We start from the raw sequence: 20898 nt of genomic DNA, 5'->3' as shown, positions 1-20898 counted from the left end.
ACCGGGAGCGCAATCTGCCCGGAATTAACATAGAAGTTGTAGCCCTGCCAGGCGCAGTGCGAACAAGGACATTTCCGCTTGTGCCGTTATTTTGCCGGGTGGCGGCTGCGCCTGACCCGGCCTACGGGGTCCTCTCACAGGCTCATACCTCGTAGGCCCGGTAAGCGCAGCGCCACCGGGCGATGACAGCAGGCACAGAGCCGTTTTATGCCGGGTGGCGGCTGGCGCCTGACCCGGCCTACGGGGTCCTCTCACAGGCTCATACCTCGTAGGCCCGGCAAGCGCCGCGCCACCGGGCGATGACAGCAGGCACAGAGCCGATTTTGTGCCGGGTGGCGGCTGCGCCTGACCCGGCCTACAGGGTCCTCTCCCAGGCCAACACCTCGCAGACCCGGCAAGCGCAGCGCCACCGGGCGATGACAGCAGGCACAGAGCCGATTTTGTGCCGGGTGGCGGCTGCGCCTTACCCGGCCTGGAGGGTCCTCTCCCAGGCCAACACCTCGTCGCCCCGGCAAGCGCAGCGCCGCCGGGGAGATCTGATTTACTGCTCAGTGACAACCTGCAGCGCGGTTTTACGCACCCGCGCGTACCACACCACCGTCAGCAGCCCGAGCCAGACCAGGCCGGCGATCAGCGCCATCCGCGTCTCGGCAAACATCCCCAGCACAGCGATGACCAGCCCCATAAACAGCAGCGTTAACAGCGGCGCCACCGGCCAGAACGGAACGGGGAAGGCAATCTGGCTGCGCTCTTCGGCAGACAAACTACGGCGCATGGCGAAATGGGACAGCAGGATCATCAGCCATACCCACACCGTGGCGAATGCCGCCAGCGAAGCAATCAGCACAAATACCTGCTCGGGGATCAGATAGTTCAGCACCACCGCCGCCAGCAGCGCGCCGCCCATGACCACCACCGTCATCCAGGGTACGCCGTTGCTGGCGATGCGCTGGAAGCTTTTCGGCGCCAGCCCCTCCTTCGACATGCCATACATCATGCGTCCGGCGCCGAAGATATCGCTGTTAATCGCCGAGATGCTGGCGCTAATCACGATGATGTTAAGGATTGTCGCCGCCGCCGGGATCCCCAGACCGTCGAAAATCAGCACAAACGGACTCCCCTGCTCGCCAAAGCTGTTCCACGGGAAAATCGCCATCAGCACCGCCAGGGTGCAGACGTAGAACAGGATAATGCGCAGCGGAATGGTATTGATGGCCTGCGGGATGACCTTCTTCGGATCCTTCGCTTCCGCGGCGGTGACGCCGATAATCTCCACCCCGCCGAAGGCGAACATCACGATGCCAAGCGAAGCGATAACGCCCTGCCAGCCGTTAGGGGCAAAGCCGCCGTGGCTCCAGAGATTTTCCAGCCCGGTGGCCGGGAAGCTATGGCCGAAGCCAAAGAAGATGATCCCCGCCCCCGCCAGCATCATGGCGATAATCGCCACCACCTTCACCAGCGACAGCCAGAACTCCATCTCGCCGAACACCCGCACGTTGCACAGGTTCATGGCGCCGATAAAGAAGATGATGCTGAGGATCCAGATCCAGCGCGGGACATCGGGATACCACAATCCCATATAGATGCCGAAGGCGGTCACGTCGGCCAGGGCGACGATTACCATTTCAAAAGTGTAGGTCCAGCCGGTAATAAACCCGGCCAGCGGGCCGAGATACTGGCGGGCATAGCTGCCGAAGGAGCCGGAAACCGGGTTGCGCACCGCCATCTCGCCCAGCGCGCGCATGACGATAAACACCGCCGCGCCGCCAATCAAATAGGCCAGCAGCACCGCCGGGCCCGCCGCCTTGATGGCGGAAGCCGAGCCATAGAACAGCCCGGTGCCGATCGCGGAGCCGAGCGCAATAAATCGAATGTGTCGGGCATTGAGCCCGCGCAGCAGATGTGGCTTGTGTTGTTGTTGCATATACAGGTGTCCTGGTTTTTTTATTTGACGACAAATATGCGATGTAGGGCGGTCGGGGGAATGATTTCCCCCGACGCGGGTACAGAGAACAACGGTGATTAGTGCAGGCCTGGCAGTACGGCAGGCAGCAGACGCGTCAGGTGACGGGCCGCCAGAAGCGCAATGGCATTATCGATATCCGGGGCGAAGTAGCGATCCTGCGTATAGTGAGGGACGCGTTCGCGCAGCAGATGGCGCGCCTCTTCCAGCAGCGGGCTGGTGGTCAGCCCTTCGCGCATATCCAGCCCCTGCGCCGCCGCCAGCCACTCGACGGCCAGTACGCCGCGGGTGTTCTCGGCCATCGCCCACAGGCGGCGACCGGCCGCCGGCGCCATCGAGACGTGGTCTTCCTGGTTGGCGGAGGTCGGCAGACTGTCGACGCTGTGCGGGTGCGACAGCGCTTTGTTTTCACTGGCCAGCGCCGCCGCCGTGACCTGGGCAATCATAAACCCGGAGTTCACCCCGCCGTTTTTGACGAGGAACGGCGGCAGCTGCGACATATGGCTGTCCATCATCAACGCGATGCGACGCTCGGAGAGCGAGCCGATTTCGGCAATCGCCAGCGCGATATTATCCGCCGCCATCGCCACCGGCTCGGCGTGGAAGTTACCGCCGGAGATCACGTCATTCTCGGCGGCGAAGACCAGCGGGTTATCGGACACCGCGTTGGCTTCGGCCAGCAGCACCTCAGCCGCCTGGCGGATCTGGGTCAGGCAGGCGCCCATCACCTGCGGCTGACAGCGCAGGGAGTACGGGTCCTGCACCTTGCTGCAGTTATGGTGCGACAGCGAGATCGCGCTGTCGTCGGTCAGCAGATGGCGATACAGCGCCGCCGCGTCAATCTGCCCGCGCTGGCCGCGCACTTCATGGATGCGCGCATCAAACGGACGACGGGAGCCCAGCGCCGCTTCGGTGGTTAACGCCCCGCAGACGACCGCGGAGGCGAACAAATCTTCGGCTTCGAACAGACCGCGCAGGGCAAAAGCGGTCGACGCCTGGGTGCCGTTGAGCAGCGCCAGCCCCTCTTTCGCCGCCAGGGTAATCGGCTCCAGCCCCGCCTGACGCAGCGCTTCGGTGGCCGGCAGCCAGTCGCCGCCGCGTACCCGCGCTTTACCTTCGCCAAGCAGGGTCAGCGACATATGGGCCAGCGGCGCGAGGTCGCCGGAGGCGCCGACGGAGCCTTTCGCCGGGATCCACGGCGTCACGCCGGCATTCACCAGGCCAATCAGCGCCTGGATCACGCTCAGGCGGATCCCGGAGAATCCGCGGGACAGACTGTTAATCTTCAGCACCATAATCAGGCGCGCCAGGTCATCGTCCAGCGGCTCGCCTACGCCCGCCGCATGGGACAGCACCAGCGAACGCTGCAGGTTCTCCAGATCTTCCGTCGAGATACGGGTCTGCGCCAGCAGGCCAAAACCGGTGTTGATGCCGTAGGCGGTCCGCCCTTCGGCAAGGATAGCGTTGACGCAGGCCACGCTCTCGTCAATGGCGGCAAACGCGCCGCTGTCGAGGGCAATATTCACCGGGTGGCTGTAGATGTCGCGGAGCTGCAACAGGCTGAGTTGACCCGGGATCAGAGTTAAAGATTTCATTTCGCGTTCCCCTGCGTTGCCGCCACCATCGGAAGATTCAGACCCTGTTCGGCCGCGCATTCAATGGCAATCTCGTACCCCGCGTCGGCATGACGCATCACGCCGGTGGCCGGGTCGTTGTGCAGGACGCGGGCGATACGCGCTGCCGCTTCATCGGTGCCATCGCAGACGATAACCATCCCGGAGTGTTGCGAGAAGCCCATGCCTACCCCGCCGCCGTGGTGCAGCGACACCCAGGTCGCGCCGCTGGCGGTGTTGAGCAGCGCATTCAGCAGCGGCCAGTCAGAGACCGCGTCAGAGCCGTCGCGCATCGCTTCGGTTTCGCGGTTCGGGCTGGCGACGGAGCCGGAGTCAAGATGATCGCGGCCAATCACGATCGGCGCGGAGACTTCGCCGCTGCGCACCATTTCGTTAAACGCCAGGCCCAGCTTCTGCCGCCATTCCAGACCGACCCAGCAGATACGCGCCGGCAGTCCCTGGAAGCTGATGCGCTCGCGCGCCATATCCAGCCAATGGTGCAGATGCTTATCATCCTTGATGATCTCTTTCACTTTCGCGTCAGTCTTGTAGATATCCTGCGGATCGCCGGAGAGCGCTACCCAGCGGAACGGACCGATACCGCGGCAGAACAGCGGGCGGATATAGGCCGGCACGAAGCCCGGGAAATCGAAGGCATTGCTGACGCCCACTTCCTGAGCCATCTGGCGAATGTTGTTACCGTAGTCGAAAGTCGGCACTCCCATCTCATGGAAGGCCAGCATCGCCTGCACGTGGTCGGCCATCGAGCGTTTCGCCGCCAGAATGGTGCCCTGCGGATCGGATTCGGCTTTCTGCTGATACGCTTCCCAGCTCCAGCCTTTCGGCAGATAGCCGTGCAGCGGGTCGTGGGCGCTGGTCTGGTCGGTGACCATATCCGGGCGCACGCCGCGTTTCACCAGCTCCGGCACGATCTCCGCGGCGTTGCCGCACAGCGCGATGGAGATAGCCCGGCCTTCGGCGGTGTATTTCTTGATACGCGCCAGGGCGTCATCCAGAGAAGTGGCTTGTTCGTCCACGTAGCGGGTGCGCAGACGGAAATCGATGCGGCTCTGCTGGCATTCAATATTCAGCGAGCAGGCGCCGGCCAGCGTCGCGGCCAGCGGCTGCGCGCCGCCCATGCCGCCCAGCCCGGCGGTTAGCACCCAGCGGCCTTTCAGGCTGCCCTGATAGTGCTGGCGACCGGCTTCGACGAAGGTTTCGTAGGTGCCCTGGACGATGCCCTGGCTGCCAATGTAGATCCAGCTGCCGGCGGTCATCTGGCCGTACATCGCCAGCCCTTTGGCATCCAGCTCGTTAAAGTGTTCCCAGGTCGCCCAGTGCGGCACCAGGTTGGAGTTAGCGATCAGCACGCGCGGCGAGTGTTCATGGGTTTTGAAAACGCCCACTGGCTTGCCGGACTGGACCAGCAGGGTCTCGTCGCTTTCCAGGTTCTTCAGCGCCTTCACGATAGCGTCATAGCATTCCCAGTTGCGCGCTGCGCGACCAATACCGCCATAGACCACCAGCTCGTGCGGGTTTTCGGCGACATCGGGATCGAGGTTATTCATTAACATACGCAGCGGGGCTTCGGTCAACCAGCTCTTCGCGATCAGCGTCGTGCCTCTTGGCGCACGGACGTCCTGCTGGCGATATTTGCTTTGCGACATCGGGGTTTCTCCTGACAATGAACGTTGTTTACGTAGATACATATACTTGTCTATACAAGCATGCGCAAGCCAGGATTTAACAGAAATGATACAATTTTGTTATATTGCGTCAGCAATCACGTTTTGCTGACGCCAGCGTGGATCAGGAGCCAAAGCGGCCCTGCAGACGATAGCGGCTACCGGGGAACAGCAGGCGCGCGTGGGAGACGATGTGGGTTGTCGACCAGGTGCGGCGGCGGATCAGCAGGCAGGGATCGTGGGCGTGAATATGCAGCAGCGCGCACTCTTCCGCCGTGGCCTGCACCGCTTCAACAATATGTTCACCTTCTGTTAACGGGGCGATCAGCGACAGATAATCATGGGGCGTGGTGGCGGTATAATCCTGCTGGAGATAGTCCGGCACCACCGCGGCATTGACGCAGCGATCTTCGATTTGCACCGGCACCTCGTTTTCGTAATGCACCATCAGCGAGTGAAAGATGCGGGTGCCTTCCGCTACGCTGAGCGCCGCCGCCTGAATATGATCCGCCCGGGTCTCCTCCAGCAGCAGCACCTCGCAGCGGTGCTGATGGTGACGGGCAATAATTTCTTCGGCAATGCTGCGCACCTCAAACAGCGCCGACTGCCCTTTCGGCTCGGCGACAAAGGTCCCCACCCCTTGCAACCTGACCAGCAGGCCTTCATCCGTTAGCTCGCGCAGCGCGCGGTTGATGGTCATCCGGCTGAAGCCGAACTGGGCCACCAGCTCCGCTTCGGAAGGGATACGGTCATGCGGTCGCCAGACGCCGCTGTGAATTTTTTCACCGATAGCCTGCTTCACCTTCTCATAAAAAGGCGCGGGCGCGGAACGGGGTTGCTGTGAAAACATAGCCTGGCTTTCCTTTTGCAAAATGGGCGGCGAAACACCCAGAATATACCGGAATGGCTACTGCCACCAATGGACGATTTGCCATGCCAGACGGGCGGCCGCGCGGGCGCCCTGACCGTCAATGTCAAACTGCGGGTTGAACTCCACCAGATCCACCGCCTGCAGCTTACCGCTGCGGCACAGCGGCTCAACGATGCGCAGCAGGGTCGCCAGCGGCACGCCCAGCGCCGCCGGGGCCGACACCGCCGGCATTTCCCGCGCCGGGAGCACGTCGAGATCGATGGTCAGATACAGACGATCGTACTGCGCGATGTTGCGCTCAAGCTCCGCCAGCACCCGGGTTTCGAAGGCCTCCAGCACCTGGAGATCCTCCACGATAGCCACCTCGCGTCGCGCCGCTTCCTCCCAGAGCGCCTGGGTGTTGGCCGCCCGACTGACGCCGATGCAGGTATAGTGAAAAGCGCGCTGCTGCGCGTCACACTCCAGCGCCAGCTGGCGAAACGGCGTCCCGGAGCTGGCGCGCTCGGCAATGCGCAGATCAAGATGCGCATCGAGATTAATAATGCCCACTTTTTCGCCCGGGAAGGCATCCAGTACCCCCGCGCCATGACCGAAGGCGGTCTCGTGGCCGCCGCCCAGAACCAGCGTGCGTTTCCCGGCGCGCTGGCAGGCGGTCACCGCCTCGCGCAGCGCCTGATGCGCGGCTTCCAGCTGGTCGCCATCGACGCTAATCGTGCCCATATCCACGCAGCGGTCGTGGCCCTGATGGCTGGCCATATTGGCCAGCGCCCGGCGTAGGGTCGCCGGGCCGTCAGCCGCTCCGGTACGCCCTTTGTTGCGCCGGACGCCTTCGTCACAGGCGAAGCCAAGCAGCGCGATATCGCCGGGCAGCGCCTGCGGCGCGAAGCGTTCCGCGCGGGGGATGGTCTGAAACAGGCGCAGCGCATTCGGCGCTTCCGCACTATCATCGCGCCCCTGCCAAAGGTTGGCGGGCGTAGCTTGCCACAGCATCATTGCAATTCTCCTTGTACCACGCGTCCCCAGAGCGGACTGCGCCCCGGCTCATACACCATCTCGACCGGATGCTCGGCATCCCAGATGGCAAAGTTCGCCACAAAGCCCGCCGCCAGCTGACCGTGGCTGTTCTGCCGCCCCAGCGCCCGCGCGGCATGGCGCGTCACGCCGGCCCACGCCTCTTCCGGCGTTAAACCAAACTTGACGCAGGCCATATTCATCGCCAGATGCAGGCTGGCGAAGGGGCTGGTGCCGGGGTTGAAATCGGTCGCCACCGCCATCGGCACCTGGTACTTGCGCAGCAGTTCCACCGGCGGTTTGCGGGTTTCATTGAGGAAGTAAAACGCGCCGGGCAGCAGGGCCGCCACGGTGCCGCTTTCGCGCATCGCCGCCACCCCCTCTTCCGTCAGATATTCAATATGGTCGGCGGACAGTCCGTGATAACGGCTCACCAGCTGGGCGCCGCCCAGCGAGGAGAGCTGCTCAACGTGACCTTTAACCGGAATGCCCAACGCCTGCGCCGCCTGAAACACCCGCTCGGTTTGCTGCGGGCTGAAGCCGACGTTTTCGCAGAAGACGTCAACGCTTTCAAACAGTCCCTCCCGCCACAGCGTCGGCAGGATAGTGTCGCAGACCAGCGTAATATAGCCGTCGGCGTCGCCTTGATATTCCGGCGGCGTGGCGTGGGCGGAGAGCAGCGTCGCCGAGAGTTCCACCGCGTTATCACGCGCCAGCTGGCGGGCGACCCGCAGCATTTTGCGTTCGTTTTGCAGATCGAGACCGTAGCCGGATTTGATCTCCAGGGTGGTCACCCCTTCACGCAGAAGGCGGGCCAGACGCGGCTGCGCCAGCGCCAGTAATTCGGCTTCGCTGCTGTCGCGGGTGGCGCGCACGGTGGCATTAATCCCCCCGCCGCTGGCGCTGATGGTCTGATAGGAGACGCCGTTCAGCCGCTGCTCCCACTCCTGCGCCCGGCTGCCGCCGAAGATCAGGTGGGTATGGCAGTCGATTAATCCCGGCGTGACCAGCCGGCCTTCGAGATCGATCCTGCGCCCGCTGGGGAGGTCATCTTCGGGGACGATTGCCGCAATGCGACCGTCGCGCACCAGCAGCGCGTGGCGCTCCAGCAGACCGTACGGTTGGGAAGCATCAGGGTTCAGGGTGGCGAGACGGGCGTTTCGCCAGATAACGCGTTCGGAGGTGGCTTCAGTCATAGCGCTTAACTTGTCATGGGTTGTATAGACATTTATTTTCATAACGCCGGGAATGTCAACAAAAGCGCGAGTAAATGTTATTTATTTGTGACTGGAGACCGTCCGGCGACGCGGCGTATTGCGTAAAGAAGGTAAGTTTTTCAGCCCACGTCTTCCCGTTTCGTTCAAGTTAGTATAAAACAGCAGGTTTTAAAGGACTTATACCCTGGCGTCTCAGCCGGGGTATTTCACTACGCTTAATTTTGCCCGGAGCAACATGAACACATATTCCGTTTCCCGTCTGGCGCTGGCGCTGGCCTTCGGCGTGACGCTGTCCGCCTGTAGCTCGACGCCTGCCGATCAACAGCCCTCAACGCAGACTGCACCGGGCACCACCGCGCGTCCCATTCTGAACGCCGATGAAGCGAAAAACTTTACCCAGGCGGCCTATTTCCAGTCGCTGACCCCCAATGCCGCGGCCTGGACGCCGTCCGCCATCAGCCTGCCGGCGCAGCCTGACTTTATCGTCGGCCCGGCGGGAACCCAGGGCGTGACGCATACCACCGTCCAGGCGGCGGTGGATGCGGCGATTGCCCGCCACTCTAACCGTCGTCTGTTTATCGCCATCATGCCGGGCGAATACCCGGGCACCGTCTACGTTCCGGCGGCGCCGGGCGCCCTGACCCTGTATGGTACCGGCGATAAACCGATCGACGTGAAGATCAGCGAAGCCATTGATTCCGAAATGGATCGCAACACCTGGCGTCGTCTGGTCAATCCGGGTGGCAAATACATGCCGGGCAAACCAGCGTGGTATATGTTCGACAGCTGCCAGAGCAAATCCACCGCCACCGTCGGCGTGATGTGCTCCGCGGTCTTCTGGTCGCAGAATAACGGCCTGCAGCTGCAGAACCTGACCATCGCCAACAACCTGGGCGACAGCGTCGATGCCGGCACCCACCAGGCCGTTGCCCTGCGCAGCGATGGTGACCAGGTGCAGATCGATAAAGTGAACATTCTTGGCCGCCAGAACACCTTCTTCGTGACCAACAGCGGCGTGCAGAACCGTCTGCAGGACAACCGTCAGACCCGCACCCTGGTGACGAACAGCTATATTGAAGGCGACGTGGATATCGTTTCTGGCCGCGGCGCCGTGGTGTTTGATAACACCGACTTCCGCGTGGTGAACTCGCGTACTCAGAAAGAAGCCTACGTCTTCGCGCCGGCCACCCTGAAGAGCGTGACCTACGGCTTCCTGGCGACCAACAGCCGCTTCACCGCCTCCGGGGATAACGTCGCGCAACTCGGCCGCGCGCTGGACGTTGACGGCAACAGCAACGGCCAGGTCGTGATCCGCGACAGCGCCATCAATGAAGGCTTTAACATCGCCCAGCCGTGGGCGGCGGCGGTAGGCTCCGGCCGTCCGTTCAGCGGCAACACCGGCAGCGCGGATGACAAAGGCAATCTGCAGCGCAACCTCAACGACAACGGCTTCAACCGTATGTGGGAATATAACAACCGCGGCGTGGGAAGCAGCGTGGTCGCCGAGCCGAAACAATAAACCGCGATACCGGCACAGCACAATAAAAAGAGGGGGCGATGCCCCCTCTTTCCTTTTTCGTTCAACGCTTCACGCCGTCAGGCGGTTCGCCATTTGCGGGTCAGCGGTTTTTCCAGCTCCACAATCAGGAACATGGCGAAGCCGATGATAAAGGTGATCACCCAGTAGCGGAACGGCAGCCCGGTGGTGCCGAACAGCAACTGCATAAACGGCGCATAGATAATCAGCAGCTGCAGCACCAGCAGCACGCCGCTGACGATCCAGATCCCTTTGTTAGCCAGCAGACCTTTGGTCAACGAGAAACCATCCGACACGCGGCAGTTCAGCATATAGAACCACTGGGCGGTGACCAGAGTCTGCAACAGCACGGTACGGATAAACTCCGGCGAATAGCCGCGCGGCTGCAGCCAGGCTTCGAGAATAAAAGCGCTGACCGCAATCATCGACCCCACAAACGCCACGCGCCAGATGGCAAAGCCGTCCATCACGTGCAGTTTCGGGTCGCGCGGCGACCGTCGCATAATATTTTTCTCACCGGCTTCAAACGCCAGACCAAACGACAGCGTGGCGGAGGTGGCCATGTTCATCCACAGGATCAGCACCGGCGTCAGCGGCAGTACGTTGCCCGCCAGCAGCGCGATCACGATCAGTAACCCCTGCGCAAGGTTGGTCGGCATGACAAAAAGAATGGTTTTTTTCAGGTTGTCATACACCCGGCGCCCCTCGCGGACCGCGCTGGCGATGGTGGCGAAGTTGTCATCGGTCAGCACCATATCGGCGGCTTCCTTGGTCACCTCGGTCCCCTTGATCCCCATCGCCACGCCGACGTCAGCCTGCTTCAGCGCCGGGGCATCGTTCACCCCGTCTCCGGTCATGCCGACAATCTCTTTCTTGCTCTGTAGAGCCTGCACCAGACGGAACTTATCTTCCGGGCTGGTGCGGGCGAAGATATCGTACTGCTGCGCGGCCACGCTCAGCTGCGCGTCGTCCATCACCTCCAGCTCGCGCCCGGTAATGGCGTTCCCCGCATTGCCAATCCCCAGCATTTTGCCGATGCTCATCGCCGTTTGCGGGTGGTCTCCGGTGATCATCTTCACGCGGATCCCGGCCTGCAGGCAGTCGGCAATCGCCGTGATCGCTTCCGGACGCGGCGGATCCATCATCCCGGCAACCCCTAATAAAATGACCCCCTGCTGTAGATCCTGATGGGTCAGCTCGGTCTGGCCTGCGGCAGCCGGCTTCCAGGCCGCGGCCACCATTCGCAGCCCCTCCCGGGCGTACTCTTCAATTTTGCTTTCCCAGTACGGGAGATCCAGCGGCTGCAACCCGCTGTCGCTCTGCTGATACTGGCACAGGCGGAACAGAACATCCGGCGCGCCGGTGACCAGCACCACCTCCTCTTCGCCCAGCCGGTAAAGCGTCGACATGTATTTATATTGCGAATCAAAAGGAATTTTACTGCGCAACTCGCTGGGCTGCGGCGGCAGGGTTATCTTCGCCGCCAGCACCTTCAATGCCCCCTCGGTGGGGCCGCCGGTGATTTTCCACAGCCCGCTTTCCTCTTTGATAAGCTGGCTGTCGTTACACAGATCGATGGTGCGCAGATAGCGCTCAAGAAGCGATCCTGGCGCCACCGCAACCGGCGTCGGGTCGTCGATAGCATGGATTTTACCGACCGGCTCATAGCTGTCCCCTTCCACCCGATAGACGCTGTCCGCGGTGATCACCGCCTTCACCGTCATTTCGTTCATGGTCAGGGTCCCGGTTTTATCCGAACAGATAACGGTCATCGCGCCGAGGGTTTCTACCGTCGGCAGCTTGCGGATAATCGCTTTCTGGCGGGCCATCGCCTGCACGCCGAGCGACAGAATAATCGAGATAATCGCCGGCAACCCTTCGGGGACCGACGCCACCGCGAGGCTAATCAACGACAGCATCAGTTCGGAGACCGGCATATCACGGAACAGCAGGCTAAAGACGAACAGCGCCGCCATCATCACCAGAATCAGGATGAAGATGGCTTTGCCCAGCTTGTCCATCTGCACCAGCAGCGGCGTGCGGTGCTTCTCAATGCCCGCCATCATTTGGTTGATGTGGCCCAGCTCGGTATCGCCGCCGGTGGCCACCACGATCCCTTTCCCCGCCCCTGAGCTGACGGTGGTCCCGGAAAACAACAGGTTGCTGCGATCGCCAAGCGGTAAATCGCCGCTTAGCGGCTCGGTGGTTTTTTCCACCACCGTCGACTCGCCGGTGAGGATCGCCTCTTCCACCCGCAGGTTGTGCGCCTCAATCACCCGTAAATCGGCGGGGATACGGTCGCCGGCGCGGATCACCACGATATCGCCGGGTACCAGCGAGGTGGTGGGGATGGTTTCATGGTTACCCTGTCGGATCACCACCGCCTCGCTGGACAGCATATTGCGGATACTCTGCAGCGATTTTTCCGCATTACTCTCCTGAATGAAGCCGATCAGCGCATTGACTACCGCCACCGCGAGGATCACTGACATGTCGATCCAGTGGCCCATTACCGCCTTCAGCAGCGCCGCCGCCAGCAGGACGTAGATCAGCACATCGTTAAAATGCACAATAAAACGCAGCCAGGCGGGTTTACCCGGCTTCTGCGGCAGGGCGTTTTCGCCATACTGCTGCAGGCGCGTGGCCGCCTCTGTTCCGCTAATCCCGTCCGGCGAACTCTGTACGCTGGCGAGCGTCTCCTCGACGGAGCGCTGATAATAGGGCGCCCCCGGTTTATCTGTATTCATACTCTCTCCCTCGATTTCTGAAGCGGAAGTCAGGACGACATCCCGCCGTCATCAGCGCACAACGAAAACCGGTACATGGGCATAGCGCACGATATTGGCCGCTTCCGAGCCCAGCAGGTGAGTCTGAATCCCCGGATTGCGCGAACCGACAATCACCACGTTCGCTTGTAGCTCATCGGCCAGAGCAATCACTTGATCGCGAACATTGCCACTGCGCACATAAAGATGGCTGGCGTCTTCCGCAAGGCCATTTTTTTTGACCAGCTCAGTCAGTTTTTCCTTAGCGGTATTAATCAAATGGTCTTCCATCTTTCTGGCATCAGAGATAAATCCGCGCGTTAACACCGGAGAGAATGCCGGAATGACATGGACAAGATGAATTTGCCCGGAAGAATGCTGGGCGAGGAATTTCGCATGAGAAAGGGCTTTGTCGGCCAGGCCTGCATCAAACACGTCAACGGGAACAACGATATTTTTATACATGAGATAATCCTTTTATTACCAATACAATGCGTAGTGATGAATAACCCCATACTTGGGGAGGAACGAAATCTCAACAACAGAAGCGGCGAGCGGAATAGATGTTATTAAACGTAGCACAGGAAAATTAACATTAGAAAATGACGGATTAATAGACTGAAAAATATTATAAAAACCATATATTCCCTGCAGATCTCCTGCGTTTTCCCCAACAGTGCCGCTGCCACTCGCGGTATGCTCTTTTTTAACACTTCACCTTTTCTCCGACTATGCTGATTACAAGCAGGAGTGCCGCTCCGAATGTCCGGTGGTCACCGTGGGGGCCGAATTAAATGACATTCGCGGTTCGGGTGGGAGTAAAGGGAGAAAATCATGTTTGGTTATAGCCTGTTACGTCTGGGATTATTTGTCGCGCTGGCCATTGTCGCCTGCACGCTGGTGGGACTATTCACCTATCTGGTTGTCGCCGCCCTCGCCGAATAAGCGTGCGCCGCGTAATAAAAATGTAAAATAAATCCTGAATCTGAGGGGAATACTGTGAACCGTTATTTTTCTCTCATCCCGGTTGTTATTTTATTTACAACCGCTTGCGATCAGAAATCGCCGTCCGTCGAGTCCGCCCCGCGCATGGTCAAGGTGGCGCAGGTGACCGCCGTGGGCAATACCCAGCAGCGAACGTTTCCGGCACGTATCGAGTCTGGCGACTCCACCGAGCTGTCGTTTAAGCGGGGGGGCCAGGTGGAATCGCTGGATATTCGCCAGGGGGCGACCATCGCCCAGGGGCAAACGCTGGCGCGCCTGAATGCCCGCGAGGCCCAACAGCGGGTCAATGAGCGACAAACGGCGGCCACCCTCGCCCAGCGTCAGTTTGATCGCTTCCAGACCCTGGCGGGACGTCAGGCGATTTCCCAGGCGGAGATGGACGTGCAGCGCGCCAATCGCGATGCCGCCAACGCGGCCTTAAAAATCGCCCGTGAAGAGCTGGCGCAAATGAGCCTCACCGCGCCCTTCGGCGGGATTGCCGCCGGCGTGCATATCCGCAACCATCAGGTGGTCGCCGCCGGCCAACCGGTGATCACCCTGACGCGTACCGACCTGCTGGATGTGGTCTTCAGCATTCCCGAAAATCTGTTCACCTCCCTGGATATCCGCAATACCGCCTACCGCCCCGTCGTCAGGATCAATACCCTGCCGGGCCGCGAATTTACGGCGGAATACAAAGAGCATACCGGCAGCAGCGACAACAGCACCCTTACCTGGCAGATCATTTTAACCATGCCGCGGCCGGATGATTTTCCCACCGTCGGCGGGGTCAGCGGCACCGTGACGGTCAATCTCGGCAATTTACCGGCCAGCGCCGGAAGGGAAACGCTCATGGTGCCGGTAGAGGCGGTGTTTAACCCGGATAACCGGCCGAAGAATGAACCGGTCGTCTGGGTGGTGAAAGGCGACAACGCGCATCGGTTTCTTGAGGAGCGCAAGGTCACGGTCGGCGAGGTGACCTCGCAGGGAGTGGCCATCACCGACGGTCTCCGCGCGGGTGAAGAGGTGGTCGCGGCGGGCGTGAGCGAGCTGCATGCCGGGCAGCCGGTGCGGATCTGGACGCGTGAACGAGGATTATAAATGGACATTTCCCGTCAGTTTATTAATAACCCGACCCGCGTCTGGTTAGCCATTCTGCTGCTGGGGGTGGGTGGTCTGTTCGCCCTGCTCAATATCGGCCGTCTGGAAGATCCTGCCTTCACCATCAAAACGGCGGTGATCGTGACCCACTACCCGGGCGCGTCCGCTCAACAGGTGGAGGAGGAGGTGACCCTGCCGCTGGAAAACGCGATTCAGCAGCTTCCCTCACTGGATAACGTCAGCTCCATCTCCTCAAATGGCTTATCGCAAATTACGGTGAATATCGCTTCGCAGTACCATTCCAGCGAGCTGCCGCAAATCTGGGATGAGCTACGTCGCCGCGTCGGTGACGCCAGCCGACTTTTCCCCCCTGGCGTAGTGACCCCCTTCGTCAACGATGACTTTGGCGATGTGTTTGGCTTTTTCTTCGCTATCTCGGGCGACAGTTTTACCAACCCCGAGCTGGTGCGCTATGCCGAACAGCTGCGTCGGGAGCTGGTGCTGGTTCCTGGCGTCGGTAAAGTCGCTATCGGCGGCGTCATTCCGCAACAGATCAATGTTGATATCTCGCTGGCGAAAATGGCGGCGCGCGGGATCACGCTCAACCAGCTCGCCGCTATCCTGACCCGGCTCAACGTGGTGTCCAGCGCCGGAGAGATCCGCGTTGGCAGCGAATCGATCCGCCTACACCCCACCGGGGAGTTTCAAAGCATCGATGAACTGGGGGATCTGCTGGTCAGCCCTCACGGCGCCAGCGCCACCACTCGACTGCGGGATATTGCCACGCTGTCGCGCGGGCTGACTGACTCGCCGTCCAGTATTTATCATGCCAACGGCCGCCAGGCGGTGACCATGGGGGTCTCTTTTATTCCTGGCGTCAACGTCATTGACGTCGGGCACGCCCTTGAAGCCCGCCTCCAGCAGATGGCCGTCGACAAACCGGCGGGTATCGATATCGCCATTTTTTACGATCAGGCGGCTGAGGTCGCCCACTCGGTCAATGGCTTTATTACCAACTTCCTGATGGCCCTGGCGATCGTGGTCGGCGTGCTGCTGGTGTTCATGGGAGTACGCAGCGGGATCATTATCGCCCTGTCGCTGGCGCTCAACGTCCTCGGCACCCTGCTTATCATGTTTGTCTGGGGGATCGAGTTACAGCGGATCTCCCTCGGGGCGCTGATCATCGCCCTGAGTATGCTGGTGGATAATGCCATTGTCATTGTCGAAGGGGTGCTTATCGCCCGCCAGCAAGGATCGCCGCTGCTGGGCGCCATTAACTATGTGATCCGCCGCTCCGCCCTGCCGCTGCTCGGCGCCACGGTCATCGCCATCCTCGCCTTCGCGCCGATTGGCCTCTCGCAGGACTCCACCGGAGAGTATTGCAAATCCCTGTTCCAGGTGCTGCTGATCTCCCTGATGCTCAGCTGGTTCTCCGCCCTGACCATCACTCCGGTGCTCATTAAGTGGTGGTTGTTTAAACACGCCCCGCCGGCCGCCGCGCCGGAGGAAAAAGCCGATCCCTACCGCGGCCGCTTTTACCGTGGCTATCAGCAGACGCTGCGAATACTGCTGCAGCAAAAGACCCTGACCCTGGTGCTGATGGGCGCCCTGCTGGCCGCGGCGATCTGGGGCTTCACCTTCGTGCGACAGAATTTCTTTCCGTCATCGAATACGCCCATTTTCTTTGTCGACCTGTGGCTGCCCTACGGTACCGATATTAACGCCACCGAGCAGATGACCCGCGATATTGAGCGGTCGATCGCCGGCCAGCCGGGGGTGGTCACCACCGTCGCCACCATTGGCCAGGGCAGTATGCGTTTTATTCTTACCTACAGCGGTCAGCGGCAGTACAGCAACTACGCGCAGATTATGGTGCGGATGGACGACCAGCGCGGCATCGCCCCCGTCACCCGCCACGTCGAAACCTGGATCGCCAGAAACTACCCGCAGGTGAACGCCAGCACCAAACGCATTATGTTCGGCCCCTCCGGCGATAGCGCGATTGAAGTGCGCATTAAGGGCCCTGACCCGGATACGCTGCGCGCGCTGGCCAGTCAGGTGAGCGATATTCTCGCTGAGGATCCGGCGACCGACAGCGTGCGTAACGACTGGCAGAACCGCAGCAAGGTGATCCGCCCGCAGTACTCCCTAGCGCTGGGGCGCGAACTGGGGGTGGATAAACAGGACATTGATAACGCGCTGGAGATGAATTTCTCCGGCAGTCGCGCCGGGTTATATCGCGAGGGCGCCGATCTGCTGCCAGTGATCGTCCGGCCGCCGGCAGCGGAGCGACAGGATGCCAACCATCTGCATAACGTGCTGGTCTGGAGCCAGAGCCGCCAGCAGTATATCCCGTTGAGTAACGTCATCCATGGCTTCTCCCTGGAGTGGGAAGATCCCTTGATTCTCCGCCGGGATCGCACCCGGGTGCTGACGGTCCAGACCGATCCCAGCCCGCAAAGCGGCCAAACCTCGGGTGATATTCTCGCCCGGGTGAAACCGCGCATTGACGCATTGACGCTGCCGCATGGCTACCGCATCGAATGGGGCGGCGATGCCGAGAACTCAAGTGAAGCACAGCAAGGGCTGTTCACGACCTTGCCGCTTGGCTATCTGGTGATGTTTATCATTACGGTGCTGATGTTCAGTTCGCTGAAAAACGCCGTCGCCATCTGGCTGACCGTCCCGCTGGCGCTGATCGGCGTCACGCCCGGCTTTTTGCTGACCGGCATCCCCTTCGGCTTTATGGCCTTAATCGGCCTTCTCAGCCTCAGCGGCATGCTGATCCGCAACGGCATTGTGCTGGTGGAAGAGATAGAGCAACAAAAACAGGAGAAAGATCAACGACAAGCGATCATTGATGCGGCAACATCTCGTCTGCGGCCGATCCTGCTGACCGCCTTCACCACCGTGCTTGGCCTTGCCCCGCTGCTGCGCGATGTTTTTTTCCAGAGTATGGCAGTGGTGATTATGTTCGGTCTGGCCTTCGCCACCGTGCTAACGTTGCTGGTTCTGCCGGTGATTTACGCCTGCTTTCACCATAAGGATATGACGCCTCAACGATGAACAGTACCGGTCTGAGCATTATTAAGACACTCGGTTGTATGACAGCGGTGACTTTTTTCACCATCTATAACACCTGGGATCGCTTTGATTATGACTATCACTGGATCCTCGGGCTGCTGACCTTTGTCTCGACCATCGCCACGCCGCTGTTTTTTGTGGTGGCCGGCTATCTTGATGCGCAAACGCGACACGACGCCAACTGGCAAATTGGCAAAATTAAAAGCGTGGTGATCGTCTTTCTGTTTTGGGTGACGGTCTATTATGTCTGGGAGCCTTACCAGCGCGGCTACCTGATCCAGCCCTGGTTTATTTTCGCCCTGATTGTCATCTATACCTTCCATCCCCTGATTGCCTGGCTCAGCCAGCGGCGCGGTCTGTTTTTCACCGTGGTCCTGACGCTACTGTGCTGCTCTTATGGTTACGATCTGCTCTCGGTGCTCTACCCGGAAAGACATCTTTTCAGCCTGGCGCCGCAGTATCGTCTGTGGACGTGGCTACTTTTTTATTTAACCGGGCAGTTATTTAACGATCCGCGGGTCACGGAGTGGATACGCGACCCGCGGGTGATTAAAGCCGCCATTATCGCCCTGCCCTTTGTCTATTTATTTACCTGGTTTTATGAACGCCACTTTTTCTTCGCGCTGTTTAAAGCCGATCGCAATGCGTTCATTCTCACGGGGTCGCAGATTTATATTCTGATCGTCCTGCTGGTGATCGCCGCTAACGCCGTACAGTTTAAAAAGAACCGCGAACTGAAGGAGGCCGTGCTGGCGACGGTTAGCAAAGCGATGACCGGGGTCTATATCCTGCACTACTCCGTTTTTCACCTGCTGGTGATGCTGATCCCTATTCACTCGTTAGCCACCAAGCTGGGAGTGATTGTCCTAACGTTTGTCCTGTCGGTGCTCATTTCCCTCGCCGCGCTCTCCAGCACGCTGCTCAGGAAGGTGATAACCCTGTAACAAACGACGCGGCAACTTAGCGGAAGCTCCACTGGATGCTGATCACAAACACGCTGGGAATAATAATGCCGCTCTCAAGGGCGAAATAGTCGGTAAAGTTGTACTGGATAGCATGGTAGATATAGGGTGAAAAGCCGATCCCGGTGGCGTCCTTAAAATCTTTATAGGAGCCATGATCGCCGCAATGCTCGAAGGCGTCGAAGAAGAATTCGCCGGTATAGCCGTAAACGCCTTTGAAGGTCCACCCGCTGCCGTTGTGGTACCAGTCTCTTCTCACCCCCAGCGCCAGACAGCGATCGTCGAAACTGTTATTCATGGTGCCAATCAGCAGGCTGTATTTCGAGTCGGCAGAGAATTTCCGCTCCACCGAGAAAAAGTGGTTCTCGAAATTCTCAGTATATTGACCGTGATTATTGGTCAGATGGTAAACATAGGAACCGGTATTCACCGAATAGAGGTTAATCTCTTTCGCCTGCGCGAGAGTCGCTAACCCGGCCAGGAGCATCACGCTTTTACCGCGCATTTCCCCTCCTCACACCTCTACGCCTGTCCATAGACAGACTGCCTTTGCCGTATTTACCGGTCGTGACAGGGGTAAAAGACCCGACAGGGAAATGGGGGAAAGATAACGATGCCGAACCATCGCATCGCTAGTAAAAAGCGTAGCACACGCCTTATCCGCCAACAAACCGACCGAAGCGTTAACGAAATGGCCGATGTGTTGCTCTTTACCTGATTGTGCAAAAAACAGACAAAACCTCACCTGATATCCGCTATGATCAGCGTCCGACGCGGAAGAAAGCCACCTGTCGACGACAGAGTTGCTGTGTACCCCTTCCTGCGTCGGCGCGATTTCATCCAACACGCCAGCCAGCACAACACCTTCCCATTGAGCTCACGCCTGTCGTCAGCCTCTTCCCGCTAGTTTTACAAGTGGAACCTGCACAAACCGGCTTTAATGTACAAGTTATGCAGCTATTCAAATCCTTTAAAATCAATAAGTAAAAACACACATTAAAAATAAGCCGTTCCGTTGTACATATACTTCTGAAAAAAGTTGTACATAGTGGGATCACCGTCTATAGTTTGGAGTGTTAACTGCTTGTTGCGCAACGAAGCGGGGATGTTTAACGGTGGCGCGGCAAGTCAGGCGGTGGTTCCTGGTTTTGCATTTCCTGTTCGTGACTTGGCGCGTACCAATGGTACGTAGCGACTTTTATTGTCAGTTTGCGTTATACGTGGGAGAGTTCGAGCTATGCATATTAAAAATACCATTCCAGCAGAGTTTGTCTTCAATTCGGCCCTGATGAAGAATATTGAAAATACGCTCATTAAGCAGCACAGAACGATAAATAATGAGCGGATGATTACGGAAATTCAGCATCGCCTGCAAACGGAAAGTAATGAAATACTCTCCGACCTCTATTTGCAGGCGCTGGATATGCTGTACAGCAAACCTCATCATTAATTAAACTCGCGGAGCTGGCAGCAGACTTAAGCCTGCGGCGCCGGCACGCCTGGGTCTCTATCGGCTAACTGAGGCAAATAAAATGTCACACCATAATACCTGCTATCGTACTGAACATTACGATCTGTGGTTTGATAATCGTTTTCTTCTCTATGGGATGTCGCTGTTCCTGAATAGTCTGCCGGCATCTTACTTTCGTAAAAAACATGTTTTCTTTACCAGCGACAATTATTTCGCGGTACTGCAGCACAACTATAATCGTCGGGATACGTTATTTATTTTGTTAACCGAAGGCAATGATCTTAATTTTCTTAGTGAACTGCCTATGCTGCGCTTACCGGCCAATTCAACGCCGGAAGAGTTAAAGATATTTCTGCACCAGCCAACCCGCTACTATAAAACCCACCCGGCGCCGGGCGCCTCGGTGCAGTTTACCGAGCGGGAAAAGAAAGTAATTCAACTTATCAGCAATGGCGAAGCGGTCGCCAGCATTGGCCGGTCGCTGAATCTGCATATTAAAACCATTTATCAGATCCGGCTGAATCTGATTAAAAAGCTCGGCTGTAGCGGTAGGACCGATTTTTTTAATATCAGCCGCAGCGAAACCTTTAAATCCTGGAGCCAGATCCACCTGTAACCCGGCGCGTTAGCCCCG

Annotated in this window: 15 protein-coding genes; 6 read left to right on the top strand and 9 right to left on the bottom strand. The window is 59.2% G+C overall.

Features of this window, described 5'->3' with window-relative positions:
* Window positions 1-541: 541 nt before the first annotated feature.
* The 6 genes from L2I46_RS25535 to hutI form a co-directional block, all read right to left on the bottom strand.
* Window positions 542-1924: an amino acid permease gene (locus L2I46_RS25535; protein ID WP_023288910.1), complete on the bottom strand. Its 1383-nt coding sequence runs from the start codon at window positions 1922-1924 to the stop codon at window positions 542-544.
* 98 nt (window positions 1925-2022) lie between these two features.
* On the bottom strand, window positions 2023-3558 hold the full coding sequence (gene hutH, locus L2I46_RS25530; protein WP_121936237.1) for a histidine ammonia-lyase: 1536 nt from the start codon (window positions 3556-3558) through the stop codon (window positions 2023-2025).
* A complete protein-coding gene (gene hutU / locus L2I46_RS25525) occupies window positions 3555-5243 on the bottom strand; it encodes a urocanate hydratase (RefSeq protein WP_236948312.1) in 1689 nt (562 codons plus the stop codon). Before hutU ends, hutH begins: the two co-directional genes overlap by 4 nt.
* Window positions 5244-5385: 142 nt before the next feature.
* Window positions 5386-6111, bottom strand: a complete 726-nt coding sequence (locus L2I46_RS25520) for a histidine utilization repressor (RefSeq protein ID WP_023288907.1) — start codon at window positions 6109-6111, stop codon at window positions 5386-5388.
* A gap of 57 nt (window positions 6112-6168) precedes the next feature.
* A complete protein-coding gene (hutG, locus tag L2I46_RS25515) occupies window positions 6169-7125 on the bottom strand; it encodes a formimidoylglutamase (protein ID WP_117128527.1) in 957 nt (318 codons plus the stop codon).
* Window positions 7122-8381, bottom strand: coding sequence for an imidazolonepropionase (gene hutI, locus L2I46_RS25510; protein WP_236948311.1), 1260 nt, complete (start codon window positions 8379-8381; stop codon window positions 7122-7124). Before hutI ends, hutG begins: the two co-directional genes overlap by 4 nt.
* Window positions 8382-8595: 214 nt before the next feature.
* On the opposite strand from hutI, the gene L2I46_RS25505 reads away from it, so the two are divergent.
* On the top strand, window positions 8596-9879 hold the full coding sequence (locus L2I46_RS25505; RefSeq protein ID WP_032455186.1) for a putative acyl-CoA thioester hydrolase: 1284 nt from the start codon (window positions 8596-8598) through the stop codon (window positions 9877-9879).
* A 77-nt stretch (window positions 9880-9956) separates the two neighbouring features.
* Here the strand turns inward: L2I46_RS25505 and L2I46_RS25500 are convergent, their stop codons facing one another.
* Both L2I46_RS25500 and L2I46_RS25495 read right to left on the bottom strand, forming a co-directional pair.
* Window positions 9957-12644: a cation-transporting P-type ATPase gene (locus L2I46_RS25500; RefSeq protein WP_236948310.1), complete on the bottom strand. Its 2688-nt coding sequence runs from the start codon at window positions 12642-12644 to the stop codon at window positions 9957-9959.
* A 51-nt stretch (window positions 12645-12695) separates the two neighbouring features.
* Window positions 12696-13127: a universal stress protein gene (locus L2I46_RS25495; RefSeq protein ID WP_117132629.1), complete on the bottom strand. Its 432-nt coding sequence runs from the start codon at window positions 13125-13127 to the stop codon at window positions 12696-12698.
* A 534-nt stretch (window positions 13128-13661) separates the two neighbouring features.
* Between L2I46_RS25495 and L2I46_RS25490 the strand changes: the two genes are divergently transcribed.
* From L2I46_RS25490 to L2I46_RS25480, 3 genes are read left to right on the top strand one after another with little or no spacing between them, the layout of a single operon-like run.
* Complete coding sequence (locus tag L2I46_RS25490) at window positions 13662-14747, top strand: efflux RND transporter periplasmic adaptor subunit (protein WP_023288901.1); 1086 nt, start codon at window positions 13662-13664, stop codon at window positions 14745-14747.
* Window positions 14748-17813: an efflux RND transporter permease subunit gene (locus L2I46_RS25485; RefSeq protein ID WP_032455183.1), complete on the top strand. Its 3066-nt coding sequence runs from the start codon at window positions 14748-14750 to the stop codon at window positions 17811-17813. It abuts the gene before it with no gap.
* A 38-nt stretch (window positions 17814-17851) separates the two neighbouring features.
* Complete coding sequence (locus L2I46_RS25480) at window positions 17852-18775, top strand: acyltransferase (RefSeq protein ID WP_072421334.1); 924 nt, start codon at window positions 17852-17854, stop codon at window positions 18773-18775.
* A gap of 16 nt (window positions 18776-18791) precedes the next feature.
* Here L2I46_RS25480 and L2I46_RS25475 read toward each other — a convergent pair whose 3' ends face one another.
* Window positions 18792-19298, bottom strand: coding sequence for a hypothetical protein (locus L2I46_RS25475; RefSeq protein ID WP_085550609.1), 507 nt, complete (start codon window positions 19296-19298; stop codon window positions 18792-18794).
* 732 nt (window positions 19299-20030) lie between these two features.
* On the opposite strand from L2I46_RS25475, the gene L2I46_RS25470 reads away from it, so the two are divergent.
* Together L2I46_RS25470 and L2I46_RS25465 are read left to right on the top strand one after the other, a co-directional pair.
* Window positions 20031-20243 (top strand): biofilm development regulator YmgB/AriR family protein, encoded by a 213-nt coding sequence (locus L2I46_RS25470; protein ID WP_023288897.1) that lies wholly within the window; start codon window positions 20031-20033, stop codon window positions 20241-20243.
* Window positions 20244-20325: 82 nt separating this feature from the next.
* Window positions 20326-20880 (top strand): helix-turn-helix transcriptional regulator, encoded by a 555-nt coding sequence (locus L2I46_RS25465; RefSeq protein ID WP_085550608.1) that lies wholly within the window; start codon window positions 20326-20328, stop codon window positions 20878-20880.
* The last annotated feature ends 18 nt before the right edge of the window (window positions 20881-20898 follow it).

It is taken from the genome of Klebsiella sp. 2019SCSN059 (assembly GCF_021739525.1).
GTDB lineage: Bacteria > Pseudomonadota > Gammaproteobacteria > Enterobacterales > Enterobacteriaceae > Klebsiella > Klebsiella quasipneumoniae.
The sequence above is the reverse complement of the archived record's forward strand: the minus strand, read 5'-3'. Positions and strand labels throughout refer to the sequence as shown.